Raw genomic sequence first — 26,272 nt, forward strand, 5'->3', positions numbered from 1 at the left:
AATTAGTAAAAAGAAAAGTTCAATAGAACCAGGAAACTCTTTTCCGGATCCGATTATTTTTAATCTTTCGGGTTAAGATGTTGTCAATCCAGGTTGGGTTGCGTCAGAACTAAAATTTCTTTCCAAATTTTATGAATTACCGGAATTCCAAGTTCCAGGTTTTCTTTTCGGGTTTGAAGTACTCTTTCGCCGGGATATCGGATTTCTGAGTGGGTTTCATCGGGAACTGAATTTTTTAAATCTTCGATGATTGCTGAAATGGTACTTTGAATTGCCGGGAAATTGCTGAGTTTTTTTGTATCGATGGCAATAAAGACCTGCGAAACTCCATATTCAGCTTCCAGTTCACTGAGCTCTTTTGTTGAACGCCCTGCCGATAAAATGGTTGCCAAAATATCCAACAAAAGTGAAAGTCCGGCACCTTTCCAGTAGCCGATGGGAAGCGCCCGTCTTGTTTCCAGAATTTCCGAAGGACTGGAGGTGAGTTTGCCATCTTTGTCGAATCCACCCGGGAAAGGCAGTTCGCTGTTTCCCAGTTCGGTCGCTTCCATTTTTCCATACGAAAACTGGGTCATGGCAAAATCGAGCACGATTGCTTCATTTTTGTAAGGCACCGCAAAAACCAGCGGGTTGTTTCCCAACCGGCTGTTTTTGGCGCCCCATGCCGGCATGTTTGCTTCGGTGTTGGTCCAGCCAATAAAAACAAAATCGTTTTTAGCCGCCTGCCAGCCGTATGTCCCGCCACGCATCCAATGGTTGGTGTTGGCAATGGAAACACAGCCAATTCCATTTTCTGCCGCAATTTTCATAGCACGGTCGGTGCAAAATCCGGCATTTAAAATTCCGGGACCGAGGTTTCCATTCCACTGCTCGAGGGCTCCGGCAGAGTGAACCAGTTCAGGTTCGGCATCCGGTTTTACGTAACCTTTTTGCAGGTAATCCACAAACCGTGGAAAGCGGTAAACACCGTGCGAATAAACGCCCTCTAAACTGTTGCCGGCGAAAACCTCCGCACATTTTCCGGCATTTATTTCCGTGAAATTATGCTTGAGCAGAATTTGGCTGAATGTGGTTTTCATTTCCTCAAAATGTACGCGAATTGATTCCATGCTTTTCTTTTTTTATCCGGAAAATTTATCATCCTTCCAACTGGAAGGATTGTTGGAAATATTTTTTTTTCGCTGAAATTCTTCATCATCACATATAATATGATTATAAAAGCGTGATTGCGATTTTTTTACAAACTCTTCGGATTGGTAATTACCACCTCTTTTACGCAGGCACCAGCCGACAAATTGATCAGCCAGCGGATGGTTTCAAACAAATCTTCGGGCTGGATCATCTCTTCGGTTTCCAAAGGAGTCCCGGCTTCCTGCGCCATGTTGGTATTTACCCACGCCGGGCAAAGCGCCGTAACTTTTATTCCCTGTGGCGTGAGTTCGCGGTACAACGATTCGCTCAATCCAATCAACCCAAATTTTGAAGCTGCATATCCTCCGTTTCCTGCAAAACCAACTTTGCCTGAGCGTGATGCCACATTAAAAATGTAGCCCGATTGCTGTTTTTTCATAGCCGGAACTACTTCCTGCGTAAAAATAAGTTGCGCCACCAGGTTGGTTTCCAGCATCGATTTAAAATCCTGCTCCGGCAAATCGAGTGAGCCGCCAAAATGAGTGCCTGCATTGTTCACAAGGATATCAATCCGGCCATACTGTTTTATCACTTCATTTACTGTTTTTTTTACTTTTTTTGAATCGGTAATATCCACTGAAAACCGCGAAGGCAGCGAACCACCAGTGTTTGCAATTTCATCAGAAACTTTTTTTAAATCATCCTGGTTTCTTCCAATCAAAACCGTCTGGTAGTTCATTTTTCCCAAACCAATAGCAATGGCTTTTCCTATTCCTTTTGATGCGCCTGTGATAATAGCTGTTCTTTTAATCATGATATGCCTGTTTATTGTTGCTTTTCTGCATCTCTTATTCAAATTTGATTATGAAACAGAAAATCTAAATCTAATCATCCCGCGAATAAATACAAAGAGAGGTCTCAAAAAATATGCAGATTGAGTTTGGCAAATCAGATTTCTGATGAAATTCCTTTTTTGAACTTAAATGTTTTATACAAGTAGCCCATTGCCGGGAAAACAATCAATACGCCAACAACCAGTGCAATCAGCAAATAAAATTGCGTTTCAGGAGGGGCGCCTGCATTTTGAATAGTTAGATCTGGCCCTTCTTTCATTTTCACAACTACCGGAAATTGGATGGCAAACCAACCGGCCACAATCATTATGGTTTGAAACGCGGCAGTGATACGAACCCATGTACGGTTGTTTCTGTTCAGGTTGATCCATAAAAACGGCAGGGCAATAGTTGCAAGCACCACACTTACAGTACTTACAGGGGAATGGTAAAATTCGTAAAACAGCGGATGCCCGTCGAGTTCTGCGGCTACAAAAACCAAAGCGCCGGCAAAAACCAATACCAGGATCATTCTTTTTGCAAGTCTTGTAAATCGCCTCAGGTGAACTTCTTCCTTAATCTCACCCAGGGTGTAAATATTGGCCAGAAAAGCAAATAAGACGACCAGGAAAATCCCGAGGCTGAAAGAAAAAAGATTCAGCCACGGGTGAATGTAAATGGCGTAGAATCCATTGTTGTGATCGAGTGAAATTTCTCCCAGTATGATTCCCCCCAGGGTTACACCCAAAAAGAAGGTGGTGAAAAGACTGGAATACCTGAAAATGGCCGAATAAATTGCTTTTGGTGTTACTTCTTCAATATCGTAATGGCGGAAAGTAAATGCCGAACCCCGAAAAATTATGCCGATCAATACCAGCAAAACCGGAATATGCAAAGCAGTTAATACAGTAGAGTAAACAGTTGGAAAACCTACAAACAAAATGACAACTACCAGGATAAGCCACATGTGATTGGCTTCCCAAACCGGTGCGATAGCCCTGGTTACAATGCCCGAGGCTTTTCCATGGGTGAGCAGTTCCAGGATTCCACCACCAAAATCAGCTCCACCAAGCAAAACATAAAGCAGCAGGCTAATGGTAAGTATCGTAAAAATTATTTCAGTCATGGGACAAATATTTTGATTGTAACACTTTAATCTGCCGGCTCAGCAGCCAGATAACAATAAAGCTCAGCAGCAGATACACAGCGGTTATGGTGTAAAATGTATATTGAATTCCCGGCATTGGTGTTAACGAATCGCGGGTTTTCATGATGCCGTAGATTATCCAGGGTTGCCGGCCCACTTCGGTAACAATCCAACCGGCTTCCACCGCAATAAAACCCAACGGTGTAGCTATTGTCAGCAGCTTCATCCACCATTTTTTGCCCAGCCAGTGTTTCCATTTGAAACTTCCGGCCAGAAAAATTACACCGAGCAACGCCAGGAACATTCCAATAGCAACCATCAACTGAAAAGAGTAGTGGACAATGGGGATTGGCGGCCATTCCTCGCGGGGAAATTCCTCCAGGCCTTTTACTTCGGCATTAAAATCACCGTGTGCGAGAAAACTTAAGAATCCGGGCAGTTTAATGGCATGTTTCACATCCTCATTTTCAACATCGGGAATACCACCAATGATTAGCGGCGCCCGGTTGGTTGTTTTAAAATGCGATTCGAAAGCAGCCAGTTTTGCCGGTTGCAGTTTGGCCACATTTTTGGCTGCAAGGTCTCCGCTGATGGGTTGCAGCAAAGCGGCCACAGCGGCAAACGAAAGAGCAATGGTTATGGCTTTGGCATGAATTTCCAGTTTGTTTTTCAGAAAGAGTAGGGCATGAACGCCGGCTACCGCAAAGCCAGTGGCCGAAAAGGCAGCAATGGTCATGTGGTGTGCCTGTGCAAGCCAGGCTTTGTTAAACATCGCTTTCACCGGGTCAATGTTTTCAGCCTGCCCGTTTACCCAGTCAAATCCGGCGGGCGCATTCATCCAGGCGTTGGCTGAAACTACAAAAATGCCGGAAAGCACTCCGGCAATTCCCACCACCAGTCCGGTGTAAAGGTGAACCCATTTGTTGAGCCTGTTCCAGCCGTACAGGAACAGTCCCAATGCAATGGCTTCCAGGAAAAAGGCAGTTCCTTCCCACGAAAACGGCAACCCAAAAATAGGCCCGGCATGCTCCATAAAGGTAGGCCAGAGCATACCCAGTTCAAACGAAAGCACCGTGCCCGAAACAGCGCCCACCGCAAAAAATATGGCTACTCCTTTTGCCCATGCTTTGGCCAGATCGAGGTAAACCGGGTTGTTTGTTTTTAACCACTTCCATTCGGCCACAAACATAAACCACGGCATCACCATGCCAATACATGCAAAAACAATATGAAATCCCAACGAAACGCCCATCTGCATCCGGGCGGCCAAAAATTCGTCCATGCTGTTATGCTTTGAAATTATTAATTTGTTGTTTCTTTTTCAACACTGGAAACGGGATTCGGTTTGATATACGGGAGAAAAAGAAATGCCCTGCAAATGCCGACTGCCGGATAACCGTTTGAAGCGATGCCGGTTACCGGAAAGTTGTTTGAAGTATTTTATTTCAATGCTTCCTGAACCTTTTTCTGAAGCTCGGGAAGCACCACTTTCCCAAACCATTCATTTTTTGCCTGCCAGATGTTGTTCCGCGGAGAGGAGTGGGGCAAAACGAAATAACGGGGAAGGTAATCGTTGAAGTTTTTAACGGTTTCAGTCAGGTTCTTTTTGTGTTTGCCATCCAGATACCAGGCCTGTGCATATTTCCCAACCAGAATAGTGAGTTTTACATGGGGCATTTTGTCGAAAAGTTTTTTATGCCACAACGGGGCGCATTCTTTTCTTGGGGGCAAATCGCCCGATTTTCCTTTTCCCGGATAACAAAAACCCATAGGAATTAAGGCTATTTTTTCGGGGTTGTAGAAGGTCGTTTTGTCTACCTGCATCCATTTACGCAAGTTGTCGCCACTGGGGTCGTCCCAGGGAATACCGGATTGATGCACTGCAAGACCAGGTGCCTGCCCCACAATTACAATCCGGCTCTTTTCACTCGCCGTTACAATGGGGCGCGGACCGAATTCCAGAAACGATTCGCATACCCTGCAGTTTGCTATTTCGTGCAAAAGATTTTTCATTCCAATTATTTTCGGGATACAATTGTAAAAAGGATTGTATTTTCTTTTAAGGAATTAGACTGCAAATTGTTTATTCGCTGCTTACCTCCAGAATGAATCCGCTCCCATGGATATTTTTGATTTCTATATTGGGGTCGGAAGAGAGGTATTTTCTCAACTTTGTGATAAACACGTCCATACTTCGGGCGGTGAAATAGCCATCTTCGCCCCAGATTTTCCGCAACGCGGTTTCGCGGGGCAGCAGTTCATTTTGGTTCTGACAAAGGAGTTTTAATAATTCAGCCTCTTTGGGCGACAGGTTTTGCTGATGATGCTCAAGAATTATTGTCCGCTTTTTCGGATAAAACCGGTAAGTTCCAATTTCATAAACTTCTTTTTCTGAAAAGATTCCTTCCCCTTTCCGGTTGAGGATTGCTTTTATTTTACACAGCAGCACTTCTGTATCGAACGGTTTGGTAATGTAATCGTCGGCTCCCACATTGTAACCTTTCAGAATGTCTTCCTTCAGCGTTTTGGCTGTAAGAAAAACCAACGGGATTTCCTGGTTTAGCTTACGGATTTCACGGGCAATGGAAAAGCCGTTCACATGGGGCAGCATCACATCGAGGATGCAAATATGGTAAATCCCGTTTCGGAATTTGTCTGCTGCAAATTTACCGTCGTCAACCCAGGTAACTTCATAGTCGTTCAACTCCAGGTACGATTTCAAAACCGCCCCGAAACTGAGGTCGTCTTCCAGAAGAAAAATATGTTGTTTCTCGTTCATCAAAGCCTCATTTTAAATGTCATTTCGAACCTGTATTCAGGTGAGAAATCTGCTTTTTTGAGAAAGATTTCTCCTCATTCTTCGTCGAAATGACAAACTAATTTCATTTTCACTCCCTCACAAACGGTAAAAATACATCAAATTTACTTCCTTTGCCGGGTTCACTTTGAACCGAGATATTTCCGCGATTGGCTTCGAGCACAGCTTTTACATAACTCAATCCGAGCCCAAATCCTTTTACATTATGAATATTCCCGCTGCTTTGCCGGTAAAATTTCTCGAATATTTTTGCCTGTACGCTTTTACTCATTCCAATGCCAGTATCCTGCACCGAAATAACAACACCGTTTGCCTTGTTCTGTGTTGCCACTTTTATTTCAGGTGAGTCGGCAGAATATTTCATGGCATTGTCCAGCAAGTTGTAAATTAAATTGGTGCAGTGTTTCTTATCGGTTGTGATGATTGGATTTTTTACATCGAGTTGTGTTTCAATATTACCTTTTCGTTTTTCAACCTGAATCCTGATTCCCTCGATGGCATCCTGAATCAGTTCATGCACATCGAGGGCTTCCCAGTTAAACTCGAAATCTTTCCGATCGAGCCGGGCGATGGTGAGAATATCTTCCACCTGAAGGTTCATACGGGCGTTCTCTTTTTTAATCATTCCGGCAAAATATTTTATGCGCTCCGGTTTGTGTATCACTTTATCGTTGGTTATTGAATCGGTGGCCACCGAAATGGTGGCGATGGGCGTTTTAAATTCATGCGTCATATTGTTGATGAAATCCGATTTCATTTCAGAAATCTTTTTCTGCCGGAGTATATAAAAAATACTCAGCGAAAAGGCGGTTAAAATAAACAAAGAAAAAATGAGTGATGCCACCAACAGCCAGTTGAGCGATTGGAAAATAAAGCTTCCGCGCTCAGGGAAAAGCACCGACAACTGCAGGTTTCGGTCAAATATGGCATTCGGGTAAAGTTCCACTTTGTATTCGGAATTTGCTAATTTGAAGGAATCAGCAGCCTCAGAATGGGCATACAAAATTGTATCAGAATAAATTCCAAACTGAAAATTGATGGGAATATCGCGGTTTTTCAGTTCGCCGGTTAATATGGTTTGGAGCTGCGAAGTATCAATTTCGCTGGCATCCCACGACACAATCTCGGTAACAAACTGACGTGCCGTACGTTTCAGGTTTCCGGCTTTATTTTTTACCCTTTTCGAGAAATCGGGAGAAACATGCCATGCCGAGTCGAGGTTTTCCATCATCGAATCGATTTTGACAGCACTTATTGAATACAAAGAATCGAGATGTTCGAAATTAATGTTTTGAAACAAAGAGTCCATTTTAATTTCGCTTGCTGAAAATAAAGAATCGAGGTTTGTGCTGACAGATTCTGCATCGGGGATGAAAATTTGTTGTTTTGTAGTGTCTTTTCCGTGACGAAATGTAAACTCATCCGAAAAAACCTGCGCCTCGCCATTCAATCCAAAACGCGTGGTTGTTTCTCCGGAATCGGAACTTGTTTCCAATTCAATCCTTATATTTTTGCTGCCATCATTCGATCTCTTTTTTCGGGAAATAGTTACAGGCGGAACTTTTACACGCGGCAATCTTTTTATTTTCAACGAATCGGGCATGTTTTTCGGTAGCGGAGGCGGAGGTTCCGGAACTTGAAAATGATACTCAAATTCGTTTATATCTTCAAACCGAAAAGCAGAATCGCTGCTGAAAATCATCTGGTTGACAATCCCCAGGTTGTGGCGTTCTTCCAGTTTTTCGGCGGTGCTGTTCAGTGCTTCGTTCACACTTCGGCTGAACAATTCATTTTTTACGCGAATGGCATTGTTCATCCAAACCAGTTGAACGGCAATAATTCCGAGTATGGAAATCCCCATCAGTACAACCAATCCGGTAAAAATTTTTCGGTTCATGCTTCAAATATAAGGATTTCGATGCCTTTGTTTTAAATTTTAACTTTTCCTTAACTGTTTTTAACCACACCTTAACTCATTGAAAGTGTGAAGGTAGAGTATATTTGTTTCAGAAATTAAATCATTAAAATAGTAAAGTCATGAAGAACATGTTTTTTATTCTGGGAGTATTTTTAGCTGGTTTCCTGTTGTTATCTTCTTTTTCGTTACGCCAACATCCGCAGGATCCGCCACTTGGCGAAAAGTCAGAACGCCACATAAAACTGATAAAAGTGGAAGACGGCAAAAAAACCGTTCTCGACACCATAATTAAAGGCAATAACATTTTTGTGTGGAACGGCGACACGATTGGCACAGTTGAAGATTTTCAGTTTGCAATGCCCGAACTTCCCAACCTGGATTCATTGAAAGAAGAAATCACCGTTTTTTTAAAAGACGAAAATTTTGATTTTGATACGCCATTTTTCTGGCCGCCCGATGCACCAGAACCACCCAACGTTCCTCATGTTTTTCGTTTCGAAAGCAACTCAGGTGAAAACATTATTGACCTGAGCGACCCGGCAATCATTTCCTATAAAAAGAAAGATAAAAGCGGAGGGCGCGAAAAGATCGTCATCATCAGGGAGAAAAATGAAGAAAACGAGAATAAAACTGAAGTGGAAGTAAAAGAATTAGAAACAGAAAACAGCCAGGAAAACAATTAAACAGAAACAGACTTAACAGCAGAAACAATTGACTTTCAGTTTTATGTATTCGTAAAACAGGCCGGTTGTTTTAACCGGCCTGTTGTTTTTATTCTGTTGAATTGAAAATTTAATTATTCATCGGGTCGATTGTTTGTATCGAGCCATCTGCATTGTGTGTCAGTTCTGTCATTTTAATATTGCGCAAATGGTTTTTTCCTGAGAGTTGTGTATCATGATAAAACAGGTACCATTTTCCGTTGAATTCCACAATCGAGTGATGATTGGTCCATCCCTGCACCGGTTTTAAAATAACGCCCTGGTAGGTAAACGGCCCGTATGGATTGTCGCTCGTGGCATACACAATTTTGTGTGTATCTCCGGTTGAATACGAGAAATAATAAGTTCCGTTGTATTTGTGTACCCACGCGGCTTCGAAAAACCGGCGTTCGTTGTCGCCTGCAAGCAGCGGGTCGCCGTTTTCATCCAGAATCTGCACGTCTTTTGGCGTTTCTGCAAAGCTGAGCATGTCATCGTCCATTTTGGCAATTTGCGGATTCAGCGCTGGCTGGTCGGCAGCGGGTTCTTCTCCATCCGGGGCATATTCACCGCCATTCCAGCGTTGCAGCTGACCACCCCAAATTCCGCCAAAATACATGTAATATGAACCGTCTTCGTCTTCGAAAACTGCCGGATCCATGCTGAAACTTCCGGCAATGGGTTCGGGCTCAGGAGTGAACGGCCCTTCTGGATTATCGCTCACTGCTACGCCAATTTTGAATACATCATTTTTGTCTTTCATCGGAAAATAGAGGTAGTATTTTCCGTTGGCATGTGCCGCATCGGGAGCCCAAAGCTGGCGGCCTGCCCACGGAATTTCGTCAACCGACAGCACTTCGCCGTGGTCGGTAACTTCGCCGCCGGGTTGCTCCATCGAAAAAACATGGTAATCGCGCATGGCGTATTGGTCGCCCAAATCATTGTCAGGAATTCCTGCATCAATATCATGCGACGGGAAAATGAAAATTTTCCCTTCAAAAACATGCGCCGACGGGTCGGCAGTAAATATATGTTCCACCAGTGGTTCATTCAGAAACTTCGATTCAGTAACTGTGGTATCAGCAGTTTCGGCCGATTTTTCCGATGACTTTTTGTTATTGCTGCAGCCGGATGCCAGGGCCAAAACCACAAAAAGAAAAATTGTTGTTTTATGCATTGTTCTCATTTTAAAAGGTTTGAACACAAATATACGATTTCCGGCCTATTTTGAAAATTAATTTCAACTTATCACATCCAGCTTCTTTTTGAGATTTCGGTGTGATACAACAGGTAGTTGTAGAGCTGTTTGGCAATTTTTTCATCGATAAAAGGGATAGTAATTGTTCCTGAAGCGTTCATTAAATCGAGGCTGGCCAGCGATCTTCTTTTCTGAAATATGGATTGCTTGAATTCCACAGCCTGAATTTTATGTAACTCCATTTGCTCCCATTTGTGCGAAATGGCGCCTTTTGAAATTCGTATTTGATTATTTTTCACCCGGAAGTATCGTTTTTTGATTATCAGGTAACAGTAGCCGGCGGCAGCCAGCAACCACACCAGGGCAGCCCCCCAGAAAATCCAATCAGAATAAAAAAACGGAGAGGCAAGGATCGCGGGAATCCAGCCAAACAACAACCAGAGTCTTCTGAAATAAAAATTATTGGTGTAAATGCGGGGAGCTTCATTCAGTTTGTCTTCTCCAAATAAATCACTTTTTAGCCTTTCCAAATGGTGTTTCAAACATCCGGGGGCATCCACCAGTTGTTGTTGCTGGCGCCGGTTTTGGCCGCTTACTGCCTGCTTGAAAACCAGGTGGTAGATACCAAAAATTTTTTTTAACGGGCCCGTTTCCCAGTTCAGTTCCTGCACTTTTTGATGTGGGATAATTACGTTTCGTTTATTCAAAAGACCCGATTCAATCCGATAGGTTTCAGCTCTTTTAAAAAGTTTAAAATCAAAGTATTTGAGTACTGTCCGAAGCAGTGAGAAGAGGATGGAAACCAACAGGAAGAAAATTACCAGAAAAGTAATAAGCGCCCAATTCGAGTGTGACATGAATTCAATAAACTCGTTCGAATATTTATCGGCCTGTTCCTGAAAAACATCCTGTGCCTGGTTGAATAATTGCATCCCGAAAGCAATAATAATCAGTCCGGCACGGATGTGATTCTGGCTGATTCCGATTCGCAGCAAATCTGTCGGACTTAGGTGCAGAAGAGTTTCCTCCTTTGCTTTTTCTGTTTCTTCGGCAGTGGTTTCTTCTGCCCATTTTTTCGTGCTTTTTTCAGTTTGCAGTTTCTCCTGAAGTGCATTGGAATAGGCCTTGCTGAGTGCATGAATTTTCAATTCCTTGCCAACGGTTCCGGCAGTATCAATTTCGAGCGTAACCACATCGAGTACCTGCTGAATGAGGTTTTGCTTGGTGTTTACACTTTGGATGCGTTCGAGCGGAACAGAAAGGGTTTGCTTGCGCAGGTATCCTTTTTTCAGGATAAATTCATCGCCGACCACATAAAAATAAAAATTGAGGTAATATAATATGGTATGAGCAGCGAGTAAAACAACAAAAACTAAAATGGAAATATAAATAACCCGCTGGTTTTGAAAAATATTGTTTTGAAAAACAAGAACCAGAAATAACGGCCAGAAAGCGCGGACAAATTTTTGAAAACTGAACAGGAAAATCAGGACCAATCCGCGTGCCGACTGCCGTGTGGGCGTTGTTAAATCAATGCTATTCATGCTCACTGATTTTTCCGGACAGAAAAGCTTTCATTTTTCGGGCTTCCGGTTTTGAAAGTCCCGGAATGGTTAAATCGCTGGAAGTGCCGCCGGCAGTGTAAATTTTCACGGAAGAAAGTTGCAGCATTTTGCCCAGCACTCCCTGGTTGACTTCCACATGCTGAATGCGGTTTAACGGAACAGAAGTAACTTTGTAGGTAATCAGTCCGCGTTGAAAAGAGACATCCTTTTCGCGAATGAGGTACCCTTTTTTAGGAAATCCCAACGTGGTGATTATTGCAGAATATGCAATGATGAGCAGTATTGCTCCGGCAATCAGGTAAATAAATTTTTCGGGAACGGTTTCATCAGCGAGGGAAACAAAAGCAATCAGCCCGCCTGCTAAAATCAGAAATACAATCAGGATCCGGGCATATAAAACCGTCAGGTATTTCCGGTTTAATCCGGTGAATTTAACCGGATCAACTTCGGGAAGGTTCCCGGGTAAAACAATGGAGTTGGTAAAGTTTTCCATAATCGGATTTTCCTTTTAAAACTGTTCCCATCCCTGGCGATAAGTGTGTCTGATCCACTCCTCAACCGTTTCAATTGCAGGTAAGGAAACATATTCCCTGTTTACACGTGGGTTACCATATTCCACCTCGAAGTTTTCAGTAGAAAGAATGCGCAGTAAATCAGTAGGATCAATATTGGTAAACCGCATATTGGGGCCGTCCCAAATGAGCTTCCGGTTAAGGCTTTGCATTCTCACTGCAAGCACACCCAACAAGTTCATTTCAGTAAGCGGACCGGCATAATCAAAATTTGATGATGCTTCCAGTCTGTTTTCTGAAGATTCTTTGCAGGCACGTATCCAGTCTTGTTCATGCCCACCTTCCAGTGCATTGAAAACACGCCGGATGGATTTTTCAGGCTCCTGGAAATTATCCATTTCGCTGGTGGGCAGCAGAGTTGGATTTTGGGCATAAGCGCCGCACATTATTTTGCCCCGGGTGCCATGGAAAATACACCCGCCGTTTTCGTCGCCCATTGGTTCGCCGTCTTTCAGTTCGTCGGGCCGGGGAGGCATCAGTCCGCCGTCGTACCAATGCACCGTAACTTCGGGCATGGCCACTTTGGGTAAATTATCGCGGCGTGGGAATTCATATTTTATAAACTCCGAATTTGGTGGCGATTCAGTATTGAACACAGAAGAACTGGCCTGAACCGTTTTGGGGTGGGTTAATTTTAAGGCCTTGAATGCCGGGTCGAGCACGTGGCATCCCATATCGCCGGGGACACCGGTTCCGAAATCCCACCAGCTGCGCCATTTCCATGGATGATATTCCGTATGATAATCGCGCCACGGGGCAGGCCCCACAAACAAGTCCCAGTCGAGGTAGCGGGGCACTCTTCTTCCCCTGTTGGGGCGTTCGAGCGCCTGCGGCCGGAAAGGCCTGCTGGTCCATGCATCCACGTGGGTTATTTCACCAATTGTACCGGCCCAAATCCATTCACAAATGCGCCGAATTCCCTCATCGGAGTTTCCCTGGTTTCCCATTTGCGTGGCCTCGCCGTATCTTTTTGAAAGATCGCTTAACATTCTCGATTCATAAATCGAATGGGTCTGCGGCGCTTCAAGATAAATGTGTTTTCCTTCGCGCATGGCCATCACAGCAGGCAGTGCATGCGAATGATCGGGGGTTGCAATCATCACCGCATCAATATCCTTCTGCTTTTCAAACATTACGCGGTAATCTTTGTAGGTAGTTGCTTTCGGCCAGCGTTTAAATGTATTATCTGCATAATCCCAGTCCACATCGCAAAGTGCCACAATATTCTCCGACTCCATGTTCCTGAGGTTGCTGTAGCCTTGTCCGCCAACACCAATTCCGGCAATATTTAATTTGTCGGCTGGTGATTTGTGTCCCAACCCGGCTACTACATTCGAAGGCAATATTATAAATCCGGCTGCCGCCGAAGAGGCAGCACCCAAAAATGAACGTCGTGTTAAATTATTCGTTTTGCTCATTCATTCAATAGTTTAAAATGGAGGATTAAAGGTTGCGTGCAAATTAGAAAAAATATCAGGTTAAACCTATAATTTTATTCTTTTGAAAGATTTTTAACAAAATTTCAGAACAGGTAGTTTATTGGAATATAGAGCATGAATGCTATTCAATGAAAAAAGGGTGCCCGCAGGGGACACCCTTTTTAATAATATTCTTATACCGTGGATTAAGGCATATTAGGCAAACTCCATGGTTTGCGGTAAGTATGCTTAACCAGTTCGGCTGCAAATTCTTTTGCTGAAACCGGGTCGGTCCATGTTTTCTTGAACGTTGGGTGACCATCATGAATTTCAAAACCATCTTTGATAACTGTACGGATTGTTTCGTCATCTTTCAGGTTAGTGAATTCCATGTTTTCACCATCCCATTCGAGTGCTTTGTTCAGTGCCTGCAGACGAACAGCGAGTACACCCATTACAACCATTTCGTTGAATGGTCCTGCTTCGCTGAAATCGGAAGCGGTAGGAACACGGTCCCCTGCACTTTCTTTACATGCACGTACCCAGTCCATTTCGTGGCTGGTTTCTACCCTGCGACGGAATTTTGGCGCGTTGGGTTCACGTCCTGAAAGCAGCCATGGATTTACTCCGTAACAACCGCAAATGAGTTTGTCTTTTGTGCCGTGGAAAATAACGCCGCCGCCGCTGTCATTCGGATTTTTACCAGCAGGCCAGCCTTCGGGCAGATCCCATTTGATACCACCATCGTACCAGTGAACATCTACTTCAGGAAGATCGACTTTCCATGGTCCTTTAGCTCTTCTTTTCGGGTAAGTCAGTTTAACCGACTGCGCATTTGGCGCACATTCTTCGAGTAACAATGTTGAACTCGCCTGAGCTTTAGTCGGGTACCCCAGTTGCAGACCAACAAATACAGGGTGCAAAATATGGCAGGCCATATCACCAAGAGCACCTGTTCCATAGTCCCACCAGCCACGCCAGTTCCATGGGTGGTAAATGTGGTTGAATGGTTTCATTTCTGCAGGGCCGGTAAACAGATCCCAATCAAGTGTTTCAGGAACCCAGTCTCCATTTTCAGGAGTATTGAGTCCTTGTGGCCAAATCGGGCGGTCAGTGAATGCTTCTACTTTGGTTACTTCACCAATTTCGCCGTTGGCAATCCATTCGGTTGTAAGGTTTACACCTTCACCTGATGATCCCTGGTTACCCATTGAGGTAGCCACTTTGTACTTATCGGCTAGTTTGGTAAGCAAACGCGATTCATAAACCGAGTGGGTCAATGGTTTTTGAACGTACACATGTTTACCCATAGTAATAGCGTGGGACGCAATAATAGCGTGGGTATGGTCAGCGGTAGCTACTACTACTGCATCAAAATCATCTCCCATTTCGTCAAACATCCGGCGCCAGTCTTTGTATTTTTTGGCATTCGGATAACGATCGAAAACGCCATTGCCTGCAGTGTATCCCCAGTCAACATCGCACAGTCCGACAATGTTTTCCGACTCGAGGTTTTTGAGGTTAGCAAAACCCATTCCGCCAACGCCAACACCAACAATGTTGAGTTTGTCACTCGGTGCTTTGTGTCCCAGTCCGCCAACTACATGGCTCGGAACAATTGTCAATCCTGCTGCAGCTGCAGCTGTGGTACCAAGGAAAGCTCTCCTCGATACTGCACTCTTTTTTGAATTCTTTTCCATAACAAATAAAAGTTTTAATTGGATAGGTACTATTTATTCCTAAAACTAATTTACAAAAATCCGTTAAATATAAGGATATTCAGTGTTCCTTCAAATTACACAAATAGAATTACGCTTTAAAATTTCCAAAATAACCAGCTGTTTGTCCAGGTGAACTAAAACTGACCAATGCTAAATTAATTTGCAATCAGCTTTTTAACATTAGGGAGATTGCATCCGGCCGGGGTTTTGTTAAAAATTTCAAAAAATCATGAACTTTGGTTTTGTTTTTATTGAGTCCGGATAAGAATAACGTTCTCTTTTTAAATTTTTAATCAAAATAGCCGGGGGTAAAAAAAGAGAGGGCGGTCTCTTATTGGCTGTGGTTCCAAATTTTGGATTGGTTGTCCCGAAATGAAACAGCGAGCTATTTTTGGCATGCAGGTAAGTAGATAGTAATCAGTGGTTTGTGTTTTTGGCATTGGCGTTGTAATGTTGTCGGTACGCTTGAAGATTGAAATTACAAACTAAAATTTTTTATAAACAATTAAAAAACACAAAATCATGAAAAAGTTATCATTAATTTTCGCAGTAGTATTTATTTTTGGAGTAGGAAACGTAGTGAACGCACAGGTTGATAATAATGACACAAACGAAGCGTCACATCAGGTAACATTAAATATCCCAAAGGTTGCCCTTGTAGATATTGAAGGTTCTAATGGCGAAGCAAATTCGATTACCTTAACTCCCAGTCTTACCAAAATGGAGGCAGGAGCAGCTGTCGATTTTTCAGGAGCCACCAATTCGGATTTAGCATTAAATTATACTTCAATTGTAGAAGACGGTGAAACCCGCGATATTACAGTAGGAATTAGCAATAATCTTCCAACGGGTTTAAGTCTGGAAATAACAGCAGGAGGTATATTTAGTGGTGCTGTTGGCAATCCTGGAACAGGACGGACAATCGAGTTGGCAGCTTCGGAGGAGAGTAAAAGCATTGTTACCGGAATTGGAAGTGTTTACACTGGAATAGGTAATAAAAAAGGGCATCCTTTAACGTACAACCTGAAAGTTAATGACAGTAAGTATTCAACTTTGGAAGCTGCCTCTTCAACTGTAACAGTTACATACACAATTACTGGCGATGCAGCAAATGTACCAACTCAGGAGTAAGCAAAAAATAACAACATAATTAAGGCTGTCCGCACCGGGCAGCCTTTTTTGTGCTTTAATCCTGCGTAGCTGCAGGGGTTTTCTGTTTTTCTGACGAACCTATCAGTATTTTAGCAGGCACGATATCAGAATTTTATACCCCTGATTTAGGCACAATATATTTTGCGATTATATGTTCAATTGCTTAAATTTGGATATGAAAATCGTGCAGCGCATATTGGTCTTATTTTTAATGGTTTGTTATACAGGTGTTTTGGTGGCACAAGACAATGTATCCAGTCATAAGCTGAATATCGAGGTGCCTGAAGTTGCTCTTCTTGGATTGGTTTCAGAGAACGCTTCCGATATTAGTTTTTCTGCTTCCTCGCCAACCGAAGCCGGAAATGCGATTGATTTTCACAATAATAAGAATCAAAACAATCATATCTGGTTGAACTATTCATCTGTTATTAATAATTCAACCCATCGCCGGAAAATTGTTGCATTTGTGCAGGGGGAAATGCCCAAAGGTATGCATTTAAAAGTGAAAGCCTCAGAAGCAGAAGGTTCTGGTAAAGGTAAACTGGGGCATCCTGCCGGGGAAATCCTCCTTTCGGATAAACCCGCCGAAATCATTTCCGGTATTGGAAGTTGCTACACCGGTAAAGGTGTCAATAATGGCCATGTACTTACCTATGAATTGGAATACGACCAGGACTCTCCAACTTATGCCGGATTAAGTACAGAACCGACCACTTTTAATGTGATCTATACCCTAACCGATCATAATTAGTTATTGAATTATTGTTGTATTAATGCTAAAGATTAATATTTTAGCAATAATTTATTAATTGGTAAAATCCCGTAAAATCTTTAAAATGGACGAAAATATCGTTAAGAGGTTTATTTTTATCGCTATCTTTTTATTTGCTCCCGTTGCAATGCTCAATGCAACTATAGTTGTTTTAAATGGGTTAACCCACGAGAATCAGGTTCAGCCCGGGGAAACTTACCGGGGGGTAATTGAAGTGCAAAATACCGGCAATGCTGAAAAGGGAGTAAGAGTTTACATACGGGACTACTGGTTTTCTTATTCGGGAGAAAGCAGACACGACCCGGGAGGTACGCTTGAACGGTCGAATGCCAATTGGATCAATTACAATCCTGAATTGCTAAATCTTGGAGCCGGAGAAAAAGCAACAATTGATTTTGAGGTGCAGGTGCCTGAGAATGATTCTTTAACTGGGACATACTGGAGCGTGATAATGGTAGAAGGAATAACAAAGCCTGATACTACGCGGAAAACAGGCGTTACAATAAACACAGCCATCAGGTATGCAGTTCAGATTATTACAAATATCGGTAATTCAGGAACCCGCGATATTCAATTCCTTGGATTGGATGTTGCCCGCCAAAACGAAAATAATATACTGGATGTTTTTATTGAAAATACAGGCGAACGGTTATTACGACCTGAATTGGCACTGGAATTATTCGATGAAGCGGGAAACTCGGCAGGCATTGTTAAAGCTGATGCACGAAAAGTTTATCCCGGCACTTCAGTTGAAATTTCAATTGATTTAGAGGGGATTAAACCAGGGAAATACACTGGGGTACTTGTTGCAGATTGCGATGAGGATCATGTTTTTGGTACAAACGTTTCGTTTGAGCTAATGTAAATGTTGAATAAGTTTTTTAGTATATTTTTTTTTGTTTTGCTGGGGATGCATTCATTAAATGCTCAGCAAACCGAAATTATTGCAATTGAGTCGTTAAAAGATGATGTCCATTTACAGCCGGAAGAGATTTTTAATCAAACCTACTTTATTGCCAATAACGGAGAAGCTGAAAAGGATTTAGCAATTTCATTGCAGGTTCCCGACGAATGGAAAGTAATACAAAAGATTCAGCAGATTTCATTAAAACCATCAGCAAAAAAGCTGGTGATTTTTTCCATCCAGGTTCCATCTGGATTCCCCGTAGGAGAGCACCCCATTGATTTATATGCTATTGAAAAAGGTAGTGACGATACGCTTTCTGTCAGGCGAAATGTATTGAAGGTAAATGAGATAGAAAGCGTGTCGCTGCATTTTGTAAAGGCACCTGAGATAATTGTTGCAGGGGAACAGCTTGAAGCAACTTACCTCCTGCAAAACAATGGCAATACTTCTAAAAAGGTGTACATCGATACTTATAATTGTGACGTGAAAGGTTCCGCAGAAATTCAGGTAGAACCCGGGCAGTCGGTTCCGTTTACTGTTTACAATTTAACTTCCGAAGAGCTTTTGGAGCCCCGAGAAATAAATTACACTGTTCGGGCTTTACTATCAGGAGAGATTGCAGAAAGTGTTTTCCGATCGTTTAAAGTTTTTCCTTCAAAAACAACAAGGAAAGATTTATTTTTCCGATATCCTGTAACTGCCTCTGCTACTTACCTGGCTTCTAATCGAAATGAAAAGTATGAAAAGGCCTGGCAGTTCGAGCTTCAGGGAGAAGGTGCACTCGATCCTGAAGGGAACCACCACCTTGAGTTTTTGGCGCGCGGCCCCAATAATACAAACCTCAGTTTTTTGGGATTGTATGACCAGTATTATATTGGTTATTCAAATAAAAATCTGGAGTTTTTTGTGGGCGAAAGAGCCTACTCGTTTACACCGCTTACTGAGTCGTCCCGATTTGGGATGGGTGCCGAAAATAAAATAATTTTCAATAACGGCTTGTTTTTCGGCTTTTTATGGGTGAAGCCTCGTTACTACGAAAAAATTGAAAGTGAAATTGCCGGTTATACTGGGTATAAAATAAATGATGACAATGAATTCAGGGGATATTACATTTCGAAAAAGATGGAGGACAGCCCCGAATCGGTTCAGTTGGCAAGTATTTCAGCTGCCTTAAAACCTTTTGAAAGCGTGAGCTTCGATCTGGAATATTCAAAGGGGATTTCTCCGGAAAACTCAGATGATGCATTCCGTGCCAATGTGAATTCCCATTTTTCAATTTTTAGTTTGTCGGGGAACTATTTTTATACTGGTAAAAATTATCCCGGTTATTATTCGAATTCCACTTTTTATTCAGGAAATTTGTCGGCCAACCTCACTGATAAGCTGAGTCTGGGTGTTTACACCAAAGAAGATTTCAGAAATGCGGCCCTCGATACTTTTTTTGTTACTGCACCCTATTCGAAATCGTTTCAAACTTTTTTAAATTACAATGTTGCAACCCGTGCACATTTAAAATTTTATCTGCGCGAGTATGAAAGGAAGGACCGCTTGGTACAGGATAAATTTCATTACAGAACACGTTCTTTAAACACCCGTTTTAGTCATCGTTTCAGAAAAATAAATTACAGCTTGCTTGGCGAATTTGGTGAAACCACCAACTTGTTGCAGGGAGATGGCGAAAACCGGCAGGAAACTTACCGGGCTTCAGCTAATTTTGCTTACCAGTTTAATCCTTCTCATTCAGTGAGGGCTTTTGGAAGCTGGTCGAATGTAAACAGTTTTATTACCGGGGAGCAACGCAATCTGACTGCCGGTCTTTCGGTTACGAGCCAGATTGGGAAAAATTTCAATGCCAACTTTTACCTTCAAAATGCCTATAATATTGACGATTATTTCAGAAACCGGAATTTAATGCAACTGAATCTGGATTATACTTTTCTGAGGAAACATACACTTTCGTTGCGCAGTTTTTATACACTTTTCAGACAACAAACTGAAAATCCTGATTTTACATTTTCTCTGAATTATGCTTTCAACCTGGGTGTGCCCTTAAAACAGATAATTAGGGCAGGCGACCTTAAAGGCCGGATTACATACGAAAACGGCGAACCGGCAGAAGGAGTTATTTTGAATTTGCGTAATAAAACAACCATTACCGACGAAAATGGAGAATTCTGGTTCCGAACCATTCAACCCGGACGTGCCCTGCTTTCAATCAATCGGGATAAAATGAAAATTAATGAGATTACCAATATTCCTCTGCCGATTGAAGTGGATATTATTGAGGACGAAATTATTAGCCTGAACTTTAAAATTACTGAAGGTGCAAAGCTAACTGGTTCTTTTGAGGTACAAAAAAGTAGTATTTCGGTATTAAAAAACGAAGAGGTGGAAACAGGAAATATTATTGTAGAATTGAAAAACGATTTTGAAGAATACCGAATTACAACCAACAACGATGGTCGTTTTTCGTTCCCCATCGTCAGGCCCGGGGAATGGACTTTCAAAATTTACACCACTTCAATTCCGGGAGGATATGAAATTGAGAAATCAGTCTATCAGCTGGATTTTCAACCCGGAGAAAAAATGGAATTGCCAATAAAATTGAAATCAAAAAAGAGAAATATAATATTTAAATCGACTGATAGTACGCTTACCCCGCTTACTCCAGGTAAAGAAACTTCTCCTTCAGCGAAAAATGAAAGTGACCATCAGCTTCGGGAAAAGAAAGAATCGAGGTTTTATTCTGTACAAATTGCTGCTTTTAGCCGAAAAGTGCCGGATGATTCAGGTTATTTCGAAGAAGAACAATTTGATTTCGTGAAACAAATTGATAACTTTCATAAATATTTTAAGGGGAAGTTCAACTCAGTTGAAGAGGCTGAAAAAGAAAGAAAAAGGCTGGAGAAATTCTTTAGGAATCCATTTATAGTTATTATAGAAAACAATAAAGTTGTTCCCTGGGATGGGAATGAATAAATCTGATAAAATGAAGAAAGTGTCATTTTTTATTTGGTTCGCATATTTTTTACTGTTGCTGAGTGCCAAAGCATCTGCGCAAGTGGAAGAAGCAGAGGCTAATGTTTACTTTGAACTCCCTCAGGTTGCGCTCGTTGATATTGAACCAGACTTGGACAACAGCATACATTTCAGCGTAAATACATCGGCCGAATCGGGCGAGTCTCCTTTTTTGGAATTGCCGGCAAACAATGATTTGTGGATAAATTATTCTTCCTCGCTGACAACTGCCCAAAATTCGCGCTCCATTGTGGCTGAAATTTCGCAGGGCGATATTCCCGAAGGAATACGATTTTATTTGGAAGCGTCAACCTTTTCCGGTGCCGGAGGTTCAGGCCAGGTTGGGCAGCCTTCCGGGAGAATTGAACTGAACAGCCAGCCACGGCCAATTATTACGAATATCGGAAATTGTTACACAGGTGATGGGATAAATAACGGGCACCGGCTTTCATTTTCCATCGACGTTTCAGATTATTCAAGGGTTTATTCAGTTGACGAATCCAGCTTTGTTGTATTGTACACGATTACCGATAATTGATTATTTTAATGAAACAGCTCATCATAATGAAAAGGACAATTCTTTTAGTAGCGTTTATTTTTACGGCAAATTATATTTTGGGGCAGGATTTGAGAATTGAAGTTTCAGGGGACGCCAATTTCGAAAATGCCCAATATGTTGTTACCGAGGCCGGCGAAGATTTCCCGTCGTCGATTACCAGTAGTTCATCAATATATCTTTCTCTCAATTACAGAAGTATTTGGGATGGTATTTTTGGGCGTGATATCCCATGGCAGATTTTTATACATAAATCAGATCTTGAATGGAACAACAATCTTGACCTGCAAATCCTGAGAGATGGAAATGGAAGCAGAGCTTCTATATTGGGCCCTAATCCGGTAGTAACCAGTGGAACAAACTATCAAACTATAACTAACAATCCCAGCTTTTTTTTTCGAGGGCGTTATGGTGTTTTAAACATCCCACTGAATTTAAAATTGAGTGGTGCATCTCTTACTATGGGGGCCCGGCAATTTGAAACACGTGTTGTGTTTACCGTTTATGACGATTGAGAGAGGAGTCAGCTATAAACTGTCATTTTTCGTTTGCCTTGGCAGTCGCAGTTACCAGGCAAATTCAACATCAAATTCATCTGGATCCAGTCCCCATTTTTCAATTAGCCATTTTGCTGAACGCATATCGTATTTGTTGCGGGTATTCGATTCTGCTTTGTGAATCATTTGTACAACCCCTTCCACAATTTCAGGGCTTTTGTCCCCGATGCAGTCAATCACGTTCAATGCATGACACCGTGCAAATTCATTGGGATTTTTCAGAACTGAAAGCAATGCCTTTTTCGCAGCCTCATTTTCTCCCAGATTATAAAGCGTTTCAGCGGCCACATTAACTACGCTGGCCGATTCATCGTTCAACGCCTCTTTTAATTCAGGAAGTGCAGGCCGGGCATCCTCTTTTAAAATTAAAAGTCCGGTTGCTCCCCAGTACCGGATAGCCGGTTCTTTGTTTTTTAAATAAGATTTCAGCACCTCCAGATTTTCCGGTTTGCCGAGGGTGGCTGTTTCCGCAGCTTCAATTATTGGTTCGAGTTCAATTTTCCCGGAGCGCATGTAGTCGTACATCGAAAGGTCGCCGGCGCGTTCCACGCGGTCAGCTTCGGGGATAAAACCGGTGTCGTAAATGCGGGTCATCCACTCTTTGTTGGCGCTGCGCATTCTTTCCAGCACCTTTTCATATTCCGGATTTCCGGCCAGATTATTGATTTCCCACGGATCGTTTTCCGTATCGTATAATTCTTCAGCAGGTTTCGGCTCCCAAAAACGGCTTTGTGTTTCGTTGCATTCGCCATTTTTATATGCCTCCTCCCACGACCTGATGGAAGGTGCTCTCCACAAGTATTCCAAGTGCTGGCCGTAAATCCGGTAGGGCATATAATTCCTGATGTAGCGAAATTTTTGGTCACGCACTGCGCGGCTCATGTCGTAACGTTCGTCCATGCGTCCACGAAACATATAGGCATACTCTGGATCTTCTGTTTTTTGGTTGCCCAAAAATGCATTGCCCTGCATCCAGTCGGCAATTTTAATTCCGGCAATGCTCAACAAAGTTGGCGCAAGGTCAACAAAACTGATGAGCCGGTCCACTTTTGAACCAGGTTTTTTTTCAGAAAACAGGTGTTTGTATTTTTCGGGAATGCGAACAATAAACGGCACACGCGTTCCGGTTTCGTAAACATAGCGTTTGCTGCGGGCAACAACGCCACCGTGGTCGCCGTAGTAAAAAACGATGGTGTTTTCAGCAAGTCCGGCCTCTTCCAGCTCCTGCAGCCATTTCCCAATTTGGGAATCCATATCTTCCACTTTGTCGTAGTACTGTGCCCAGTCGTGTTTCATGGCCGGTGTGGTCGGATGATGTGGCGGGATTGGTGCTTCTTCGGGGTTGTGCCTTAGTTGTTCGTTGGGAATGGAATCGTGCAGCGAACTTTCATGCGAAATAGTAGTATTGAAAACAGCAAAAAAAGGTTGCCCCGGCTCCCGGTTTTTGTAGTGTGCATCGCGGCTGCTTTCGTCCCATATTTCATCCGGATCGATACTGTTGGTATTGTAATCGGTTTTTGAATTGTTGGTGCAGTAATAGCCGGCTTCGCGTAAAAAATCAGGATAGGTTTTTATGGCTTCAGAAATGGGGTAATAACTGCGCATATGCTGATTTCCGCCCGAATTGGCATATACACCGGTAATGATGGTGTTTCGGGCCGGGGCGCAAACAGGCGCATTGGCGTAGGCGTGTGTGTATAAAAATCCCTCAGAAGCTAGTTTGTCGAGGTTGGGGGTGGTGGCAAACTCATCGCCGTAGCAGCCTAAAAACGGACTGTTGTCTTCGCTGGTCAGCCACAAAATGTTGGGTAGTTCTTCAGGTACTTTTTCCCCACAACCGGTTGAAAATTGAGCCGATATTAGTACAATGAAAAAAAGGAAACCAAAGGTCAGGCTTTTAGTTTTCATGCTGCAAATTGATTTAGTTGAAATGAATTCAAAATTAACGAATTGGGAAGAAACCAAAAAATTAATACATGAAATGATGTAAAATGGATTTTTAAAGGACTTTCTGCACTTAAATATTCATGAATCGAATACTTTTGTTTTGCCAGAACAAAAATTTATTGTTTTTGTGATTTGATGCAATTAAATTACCTGATAAAAGTGGTTTTCTATAAATCACTTTTTTACTAAAATGAGCGAGTAACAAATTGTTAAAACACAGACTTTATGGCAAAGAGCGAGAAGAAAAAAAATGATTTTTTCAAGCGTATATTAGATAAAGTTGAAGTTGTGGGCAATAAGCTGCCACAGCCTGTGACTTTGTTTGCCCTGCTGATGATAATAACCCTTCTGCTTTCATTTGTTTTTGGAGGCGTTTCGGTCGATCACCCGGGCAAAGAAGCTGGAATGATTGGCCCCGATGGCGACCCCGTGGATAAAATAGATGTTGTAAACCTGCTGTCGCGCGATGGAGTACAAATGATTTTTACCCGAATGGTTGAAACATTTGCCAACTTCCCGCCCCTTGGGTTAGTGCTTGTAGTAATGTTGGGCATTGGTGTTGCTGAACATACCGGAATGATATCGGTGGGGTTGCGCCTTTTTGTTTCAAAAGTGCCCAAAACAATTATTACTTTCTCTATTGTGGTTGCAGGAATGGTTAGCTCTGTGGCAGCCGACGCAGGTTATGTTGTGCTGATTCCGCTCGGTGGAGCCATTTTTCTGGGAATGGGGCGACATCCGCTGGCAGGTATAGGAGCCGCTTTCGCCGGAGTTTTCGGGAGTTTTCGGAGCCAATTTTCTCCCCACCGGGCTCGACCCAATGATTGCCGCTTTTACCGAGCCGGCGGCCCAAATTATCGATCCGGAATATACCGTGAACCCGCTTTCCAACTACTATCTTATGGCTGCATCAGTTCCGTTTATCGGGCTTATTGGAACGTGGGTTACCGAAAAAATACTGGTGCCGCGGCTTGGGCCGTACAAACCTTCTTCCGACCTGGAAATTGATGAAGAAACTCCCATCACCCGGCAAGAAGTTAAAGCACTGAAATGGTCATTTGCAGCTACCCTTGCAGTGCTTGCACTGTTCATGCTTACAATCATTCCCGCCGATGGATTGTTGCGGGGGGAAGTTGACCCTGAAACCGGCTCCAGGAGTTTCCAACCTTTTTACGACTCGCTGGTACCCATAATGTTTATTGTGTTTTTTGTGGCCGGTTTGGTTTATGGTATTGTTGCCAAAACCATTAAAACCGATAAAGATGTGGCCGACATGACCGCTAAAAGCATGTCAACCATGGGAATGTACATTGTTATTGCTTTTGTGGCAGCTCAGTTTGTAGCTTATTTCAACTGGTCGAACCTGGGAAGCGTGCTGGCCGTTAAAGGTTCCGATGGTCTCAAGGCTATTGGTTTTACCGGAGGGCCGCTGCTTGTCGCTTTTATAATTGTGTCGTCGCTGGTAAATCTTGTAATGGGAAGTGCCTCTGCAAAATGGGCCCTGCTGGCCCCCATATTTGTGCCCATGCTCATGCTTATGGGTTACTCCCCTGAAACAACACAGGCAGCCTACCGTATAGGCGACTCGTACTCCAACATTCTGACACCGTTGTTACCCTACTTTCCGCTGGTCATTGTTTTTGCACAGAAATATGTAAAAAAGGTGGGCATTGGCACACTCATTTCCATGATGTTGCCTTATGCCATAGCGTTTGCTTTAGTCAGAATACCAATGTTACTGGTGTGGATTTGGGCCAAACTTCCTCTGGGAATTGAAGGGCCGATATATTATACTCCCTGATATAAAATTATCGAATAGCGGGGGTATTAATTCATCCCTGCTATTCGATAATTTCCACGTGGTTCCCGTCCGGGTCGAGCACAGCACTTTCGTAATAGCCATCACCGGTGATGCGGGGTTCGCCAACAATTCTGACCCCATCGCTTCGCAGTTCTTCAGTTAATTGGTTAACTGCTTGTCTTGAGCCCACACTGATTGCAAAATGAGCCAGGCCTGTATATTGTTTTGCCGGGTCGTTTTTCGATTTTGGAATATTGGGCATTTCCATAATTTCAAGCCGGCAGTCGCCACCGAATGTGAGAAAATAGGACCTGAATTCTTTGGAGTGGTTGTAATAAATTTCAGAGGAAGAAGCATCGAAATAATGCGCATAAAAATTGCGCAACGATTCAAGGTTAAATGTCCAGATTGCAATATGGTCTATTTTCATATTTAGGTTAATTAATGATTTACCAAATTAACAAAATCAGTCCGGATATAAAATTATTGAACTTTGATTGTTATTTCATCAAATAAAAAATATTTCTTTGCAAGATGTTA

22 protein-coding genes and 1 pseudogene are annotated in these 26,272 nt (G+C 42.7%); 9 read left to right on the forward strand and 14 right to left on the reverse strand.

What is annotated here, in order from left to right; translation table 11 throughout:
- Window positions 1-83 precede the first annotated feature (83 nt).
- The 7 genes from yiaK to BUC07_RS05015 all read right to left on the reverse strand — a co-directional run bounded on the left by yiaK (window position 84) and on the right by BUC07_RS05015 (window position 7,826).
- Window positions 84-1,109 carry a 3-dehydro-L-gulonate 2-dehydrogenase gene (gene yiaK / locus BUC07_RS04985; protein ID WP_175552464.1) on the reverse strand — a complete coding sequence of 342 codons (1,026 nt, stop codon included), beginning with the start codon at window positions 1,107-1,109 and terminating at the stop codon, window positions 84-86.
- Window positions 1,110-1,237: 128 nt separating this feature from the next.
- Window positions 1,238-1,945: an SDR family oxidoreductase gene (locus BUC07_RS04990; RefSeq protein WP_083578100.1), complete on the reverse strand. Its 708-nt coding sequence runs from the start codon at window positions 1,943-1,945 to the stop codon at window positions 1,238-1,240.
- 134 nt (window positions 1,946-2,079) lie between these two features.
- Window positions 2,080-3,090 carry a cytochrome d ubiquinol oxidase subunit II gene (locus tag BUC07_RS04995; protein WP_073166461.1) on the reverse strand — a complete coding sequence of 337 codons (1,011 nt, stop codon included), beginning with the start codon at window positions 3,088-3,090 and terminating at the stop codon, window positions 2,080-2,082.
- A complete protein-coding gene (locus BUC07_RS05000) occupies window positions 3,083-4,393 on the reverse strand; it encodes a cytochrome ubiquinol oxidase subunit I (protein WP_073166464.1) in 1,311 nt (436 codons plus the stop codon). Before BUC07_RS05000 ends, BUC07_RS04995 begins: the two co-directional genes overlap by 8 nt.
- Window positions 4,394-4,551: 158 nt before the next feature.
- A complete protein-coding gene (locus BUC07_RS05005) occupies window positions 4,552-5,124 on the reverse strand; it encodes a uracil-DNA glycosylase family protein (protein WP_073166467.1) in 573 nt (190 codons plus the stop codon).
- 70 nt (window positions 5,125-5,194) lie between these two features.
- On the reverse strand, window positions 5,195-5,890 hold the full coding sequence (locus BUC07_RS05010; protein WP_073166470.1) for a response regulator transcription factor: 696 nt from the start codon (window positions 5,888-5,890) through the stop codon (window positions 5,195-5,197).
- 109 nt (window positions 5,891-5,999) lie between these two features.
- Window positions 6,000-7,826 (reverse strand): sensor histidine kinase, encoded by a 1,827-nt coding sequence (locus BUC07_RS05015; RefSeq protein WP_073166473.1) that lies wholly within the window; start codon window positions 7,824-7,826, stop codon window positions 6,000-6,002.
- A 140-nt stretch (window positions 7,827-7,966) separates the two neighbouring features.
- On the opposite strand from BUC07_RS05015, the gene BUC07_RS05020 reads away from it, so the two are divergent.
- Window positions 7,967-8,530, forward strand: a complete 564-nt coding sequence (locus BUC07_RS05020; protein WP_073166477.1) for a hypothetical protein — start codon at window positions 7,967-7,969, stop codon at window positions 8,528-8,530.
- A 109-nt stretch (window positions 8,531-8,639) separates the two neighbouring features.
- Here the strand turns inward: BUC07_RS05020 and BUC07_RS05025 are convergent, their stop codons facing one another.
- From BUC07_RS05025 to BUC07_RS05045, 5 genes are all read right to left on the reverse strand, one after another.
- Entirely contained in the window at window positions 8,640-9,725 is a 1,086-nt protein-coding gene (locus BUC07_RS05025; RefSeq protein ID WP_073166480.1) for a glycoside hydrolase family 43 protein, read from the reverse strand.
- A 71-nt stretch (window positions 9,726-9,796) separates the two neighbouring features.
- On the reverse strand, window positions 9,797-11,290 hold the full coding sequence (locus BUC07_RS05030; protein WP_073166483.1) for a PH domain-containing protein: 1,494 nt from the start codon (window positions 11,288-11,290) through the stop codon (window positions 9,797-9,799).
- The gene (locus BUC07_RS05035; RefSeq protein ID WP_073166486.1) at window positions 11,283-11,804 is read right to left on the reverse strand and encodes a PH domain-containing protein; all 522 of its coding nucleotides are present in this window, start codon (window positions 11,802-11,804) and stop codon (window positions 11,283-11,285) included. The genes BUC07_RS05030 and BUC07_RS05035 overlap by 8 nt, the downstream gene beginning before the upstream one ends.
- 15 nt (window positions 11,805-11,819) lie before the next feature.
- Window positions 11,820-13,301, reverse strand: a complete 1,482-nt coding sequence (locus tag BUC07_RS05040; RefSeq protein ID WP_073166489.1) for a Gfo/Idh/MocA family protein — start codon at window positions 13,299-13,301, stop codon at window positions 11,820-11,822.
- 206 nt (window positions 13,302-13,507) lie between these two features.
- Window positions 13,508-15,001: a Gfo/Idh/MocA family protein gene (locus BUC07_RS05045; protein WP_073166493.1), complete on the reverse strand. Its 1,494-nt coding sequence runs from the start codon at window positions 14,999-15,001 to the stop codon at window positions 13,508-13,510.
- A gap of 543 nt (window positions 15,002-15,544) precedes the next feature.
- Here BUC07_RS05045 and BUC07_RS05050 point away from each other — a divergent pair.
- The 6 genes from BUC07_RS05050 to BUC07_RS05075 all read left to right on the forward strand — a co-directional run bounded on the left by BUC07_RS05050 (window position 15,545) and on the right by BUC07_RS05075 (window position 21,942).
- Window positions 15,545-16,153 (forward strand): hypothetical protein, encoded by a 609-nt coding sequence (locus tag BUC07_RS05050; protein WP_073166496.1) that lies wholly within the window; start codon window positions 15,545-15,547, stop codon window positions 16,151-16,153.
- 196 nt (window positions 16,154-16,349) lie between these two features.
- Window positions 16,350-16,925 carry a hypothetical protein gene (locus BUC07_RS05055; protein WP_139279476.1) on the forward strand — a complete coding sequence of 192 codons (576 nt, stop codon included), beginning with the start codon at window positions 16,350-16,352 and terminating at the stop codon, window positions 16,923-16,925.
- An 85-nt stretch (window positions 16,926-17,010) separates the two neighbouring features.
- The gene (locus BUC07_RS05060) at window positions 17,011-17,811 is read left to right on the forward strand and encodes a COG1361 family protein (protein WP_139279477.1); all 801 of its coding nucleotides are present in this window, start codon (window positions 17,011-17,013) and stop codon (window positions 17,809-17,811) included.
- Window positions 17,812-20,832, forward strand: coding sequence for a hypothetical protein (locus tag BUC07_RS05065; protein ID WP_073166505.1), 3,021 nt, complete (start codon window positions 17,812-17,814; stop codon window positions 20,830-20,832).
- 10 nt (window positions 20,833-20,842) lie between these two features.
- Window positions 20,843-21,409, forward strand: coding sequence for a hypothetical protein (locus BUC07_RS05070; RefSeq protein WP_139279478.1), 567 nt, complete (start codon window positions 20,843-20,845; stop codon window positions 21,407-21,409).
- Window positions 21,410-21,435: 26 nt separating this feature from the next.
- Complete coding sequence (locus tag BUC07_RS05075; protein WP_139279479.1) at window positions 21,436-21,942, forward strand: hypothetical protein; 507 nt, start codon at window positions 21,436-21,438, stop codon at window positions 21,940-21,942.
- Window positions 21,943-21,993: 51 nt separating this feature from the next.
- On the opposite strand, the gene BUC07_RS05080 is transcribed toward BUC07_RS05075, so the two are convergent.
- The gene (locus BUC07_RS05080; protein WP_073166517.1) at window positions 21,994-23,892 is read right to left on the reverse strand and encodes a sulfatase-like hydrolase/transferase; all 1,899 of its coding nucleotides are present in this window, start codon (window positions 23,890-23,892) and stop codon (window positions 21,994-21,996) included.
- Between the two features lie 264 nt (window positions 23,893-24,156).
- Between BUC07_RS05080 and BUC07_RS21420 the strand changes: the two are divergent.
- Together BUC07_RS21420 and BUC07_RS21425 are read left to right on the forward strand one after the other, a co-directional pair.
- Window positions 24,157-24,645, forward strand: a pseudogene (locus BUC07_RS21420) (AbgT family transporter); the annotation flags it as partial.
- A gap of 106 nt (window positions 24,646-24,751) precedes the next feature.
- The gene (locus BUC07_RS21425; RefSeq protein ID WP_262509488.1) at window positions 24,752-25,732 is read left to right on the forward strand and encodes an AbgT family transporter; all 981 of its coding nucleotides are present in this window, start codon (window positions 24,752-24,754) and stop codon (window positions 25,730-25,732) included.
- Between the two features lie 40 nt (window positions 25,733-25,772).
- Here BUC07_RS21425 and BUC07_RS05090 read toward each other — a convergent pair whose 3' ends face one another.
- Complete coding sequence (locus tag BUC07_RS05090; RefSeq protein WP_073166523.1) at window positions 25,773-26,162, reverse strand: VOC family protein; 390 nt, start codon at window positions 26,160-26,162, stop codon at window positions 25,773-25,775.
- Window positions 26,163-26,272 lie beyond the last annotated feature (110 nt).

Origin of the sequence: Tangfeifania diversioriginum (assembly GCF_900141875.1) — a bacterium.
Taxonomy (GTDB): domain Bacteria; phylum Bacteroidota; class Bacteroidia; order Bacteroidales; family Prolixibacteraceae; genus Tangfeifania; species Tangfeifania diversioriginum.

Excerpts from the sequence above, each read along its gene's own strand:
- yiaK (WP_175552464.1), bottom strand. The coding sequence starts at position 1,109 with ATGGAATCAATTCGCGTACATTTTGAGGAAATGAAAACCACATTCAGC.
- BUC07_RS04990 (WP_083578100.1), bottom strand. The coding sequence starts at position 1,945 with ATGATTAAAAGAACAGCTATTATCACAGGCGCATCAAAAGGAATAGGA.
- BUC07_RS04995 (WP_073166461.1), bottom strand. The coding sequence starts at position 3,090 with ATGACTGAAATAATTTTTACGATACTTACCATTAGCCTGCTGCTTTAT.
- BUC07_RS05000 (WP_073166464.1), bottom strand. The coding sequence starts at position 4,393 with ATGGACGAATTTTTGGCCGCCCGGATGCAGATGGGCGTTTCGTTGGGA.
- BUC07_RS05005 (WP_073166467.1), bottom strand. The coding sequence starts at position 5,124 with ATGAAAAATCTTTTGCACGAAATAGCAAACTGCAGGGTATGCGAATCG.
- BUC07_RS05010 (WP_073166470.1), bottom strand. The coding sequence starts at position 5,890 with ATGAACGAGAAACAACATATTTTTCTTCTGGAAGACGACCTCAGTTTC.
- BUC07_RS05015 (WP_073166473.1), bottom strand. The coding sequence starts at position 7,826 with ATGAACCGAAAAATTTTTACCGGATTGGTTGTACTGATGGGGATTTCC.
- BUC07_RS05020 (WP_073166477.1), top strand. The coding sequence starts at position 7,967 with ATGAAGAACATGTTTTTTATTCTGGGAGTATTTTTAGCTGGTTTCCTG.
- BUC07_RS05025 (WP_073166480.1), bottom strand. The coding sequence starts at position 9,725 with ATGCATAAAACAACAATTTTTCTTTTTGTGGTTTTGGCCCTGGCATCC.
- BUC07_RS05030 (WP_073166483.1), bottom strand. The coding sequence starts at position 11,290 with ATGAATAGCATTGATTTAACAACGCCCACACGGCAGTCGGCACGCGGA.
- BUC07_RS05035 (WP_073166486.1), bottom strand. The coding sequence starts at position 11,804 with ATGGAAAACTTTACCAACTCCATTGTTTTACCCGGGAACCTTCCCGAA.
- BUC07_RS05040 (WP_073166489.1), bottom strand. The coding sequence starts at position 13,301 with ATGAGCAAAACGAATAATTTAACACGACGTTCATTTTTGGGTGCTGCC.
- BUC07_RS05045 (WP_073166493.1), bottom strand. The coding sequence starts at position 15,001 with ATGGAAAAGAATTCAAAAAAGAGTGCAGTATCGAGGAGAGCTTTCCTT.
- BUC07_RS05050 (WP_073166496.1), top strand. The coding sequence starts at position 15,545 with ATGAAAAAGTTATCATTAATTTTCGCAGTAGTATTTATTTTTGGAGTA.
- BUC07_RS05055 (WP_139279476.1), top strand. The coding sequence starts at position 16,350 with ATGAAAATCGTGCAGCGCATATTGGTCTTATTTTTAATGGTTTGTTAT.
- BUC07_RS05060 (WP_139279477.1), top strand. The coding sequence starts at position 17,011 with ATGGACGAAAATATCGTTAAGAGGTTTATTTTTATCGCTATCTTTTTA.
- BUC07_RS05065 (WP_073166505.1), top strand. The coding sequence starts at position 17,812 with ATGTTGAATAAGTTTTTTAGTATATTTTTTTTTGTTTTGCTGGGGATG.
- BUC07_RS05070 (WP_139279478.1), top strand. The coding sequence starts at position 20,843 with ATGAAGAAAGTGTCATTTTTTATTTGGTTCGCATATTTTTTACTGTTG.
- BUC07_RS05075 (WP_139279479.1), top strand. The coding sequence starts at position 21,436 with ATGAAAAGGACAATTCTTTTAGTAGCGTTTATTTTTACGGCAAATTAT.
- BUC07_RS05080 (WP_073166517.1), bottom strand. The coding sequence starts at position 23,892 with ATGAAAACTAAAAGCCTGACCTTTGGTTTCCTTTTTTTCATTGTACTA.
- BUC07_RS21425 (WP_262509488.1), top strand. The coding sequence starts at position 24,752 with ATGATTGCCGCTTTTACCGAGCCGGCGGCCCAAATTATCGATCCGGAA.
- BUC07_RS05090 (WP_073166523.1), bottom strand. The coding sequence starts at position 26,162 with ATGAAAATAGACCATATTGCAATCTGGACATTTAACCTTGAATCGTTG.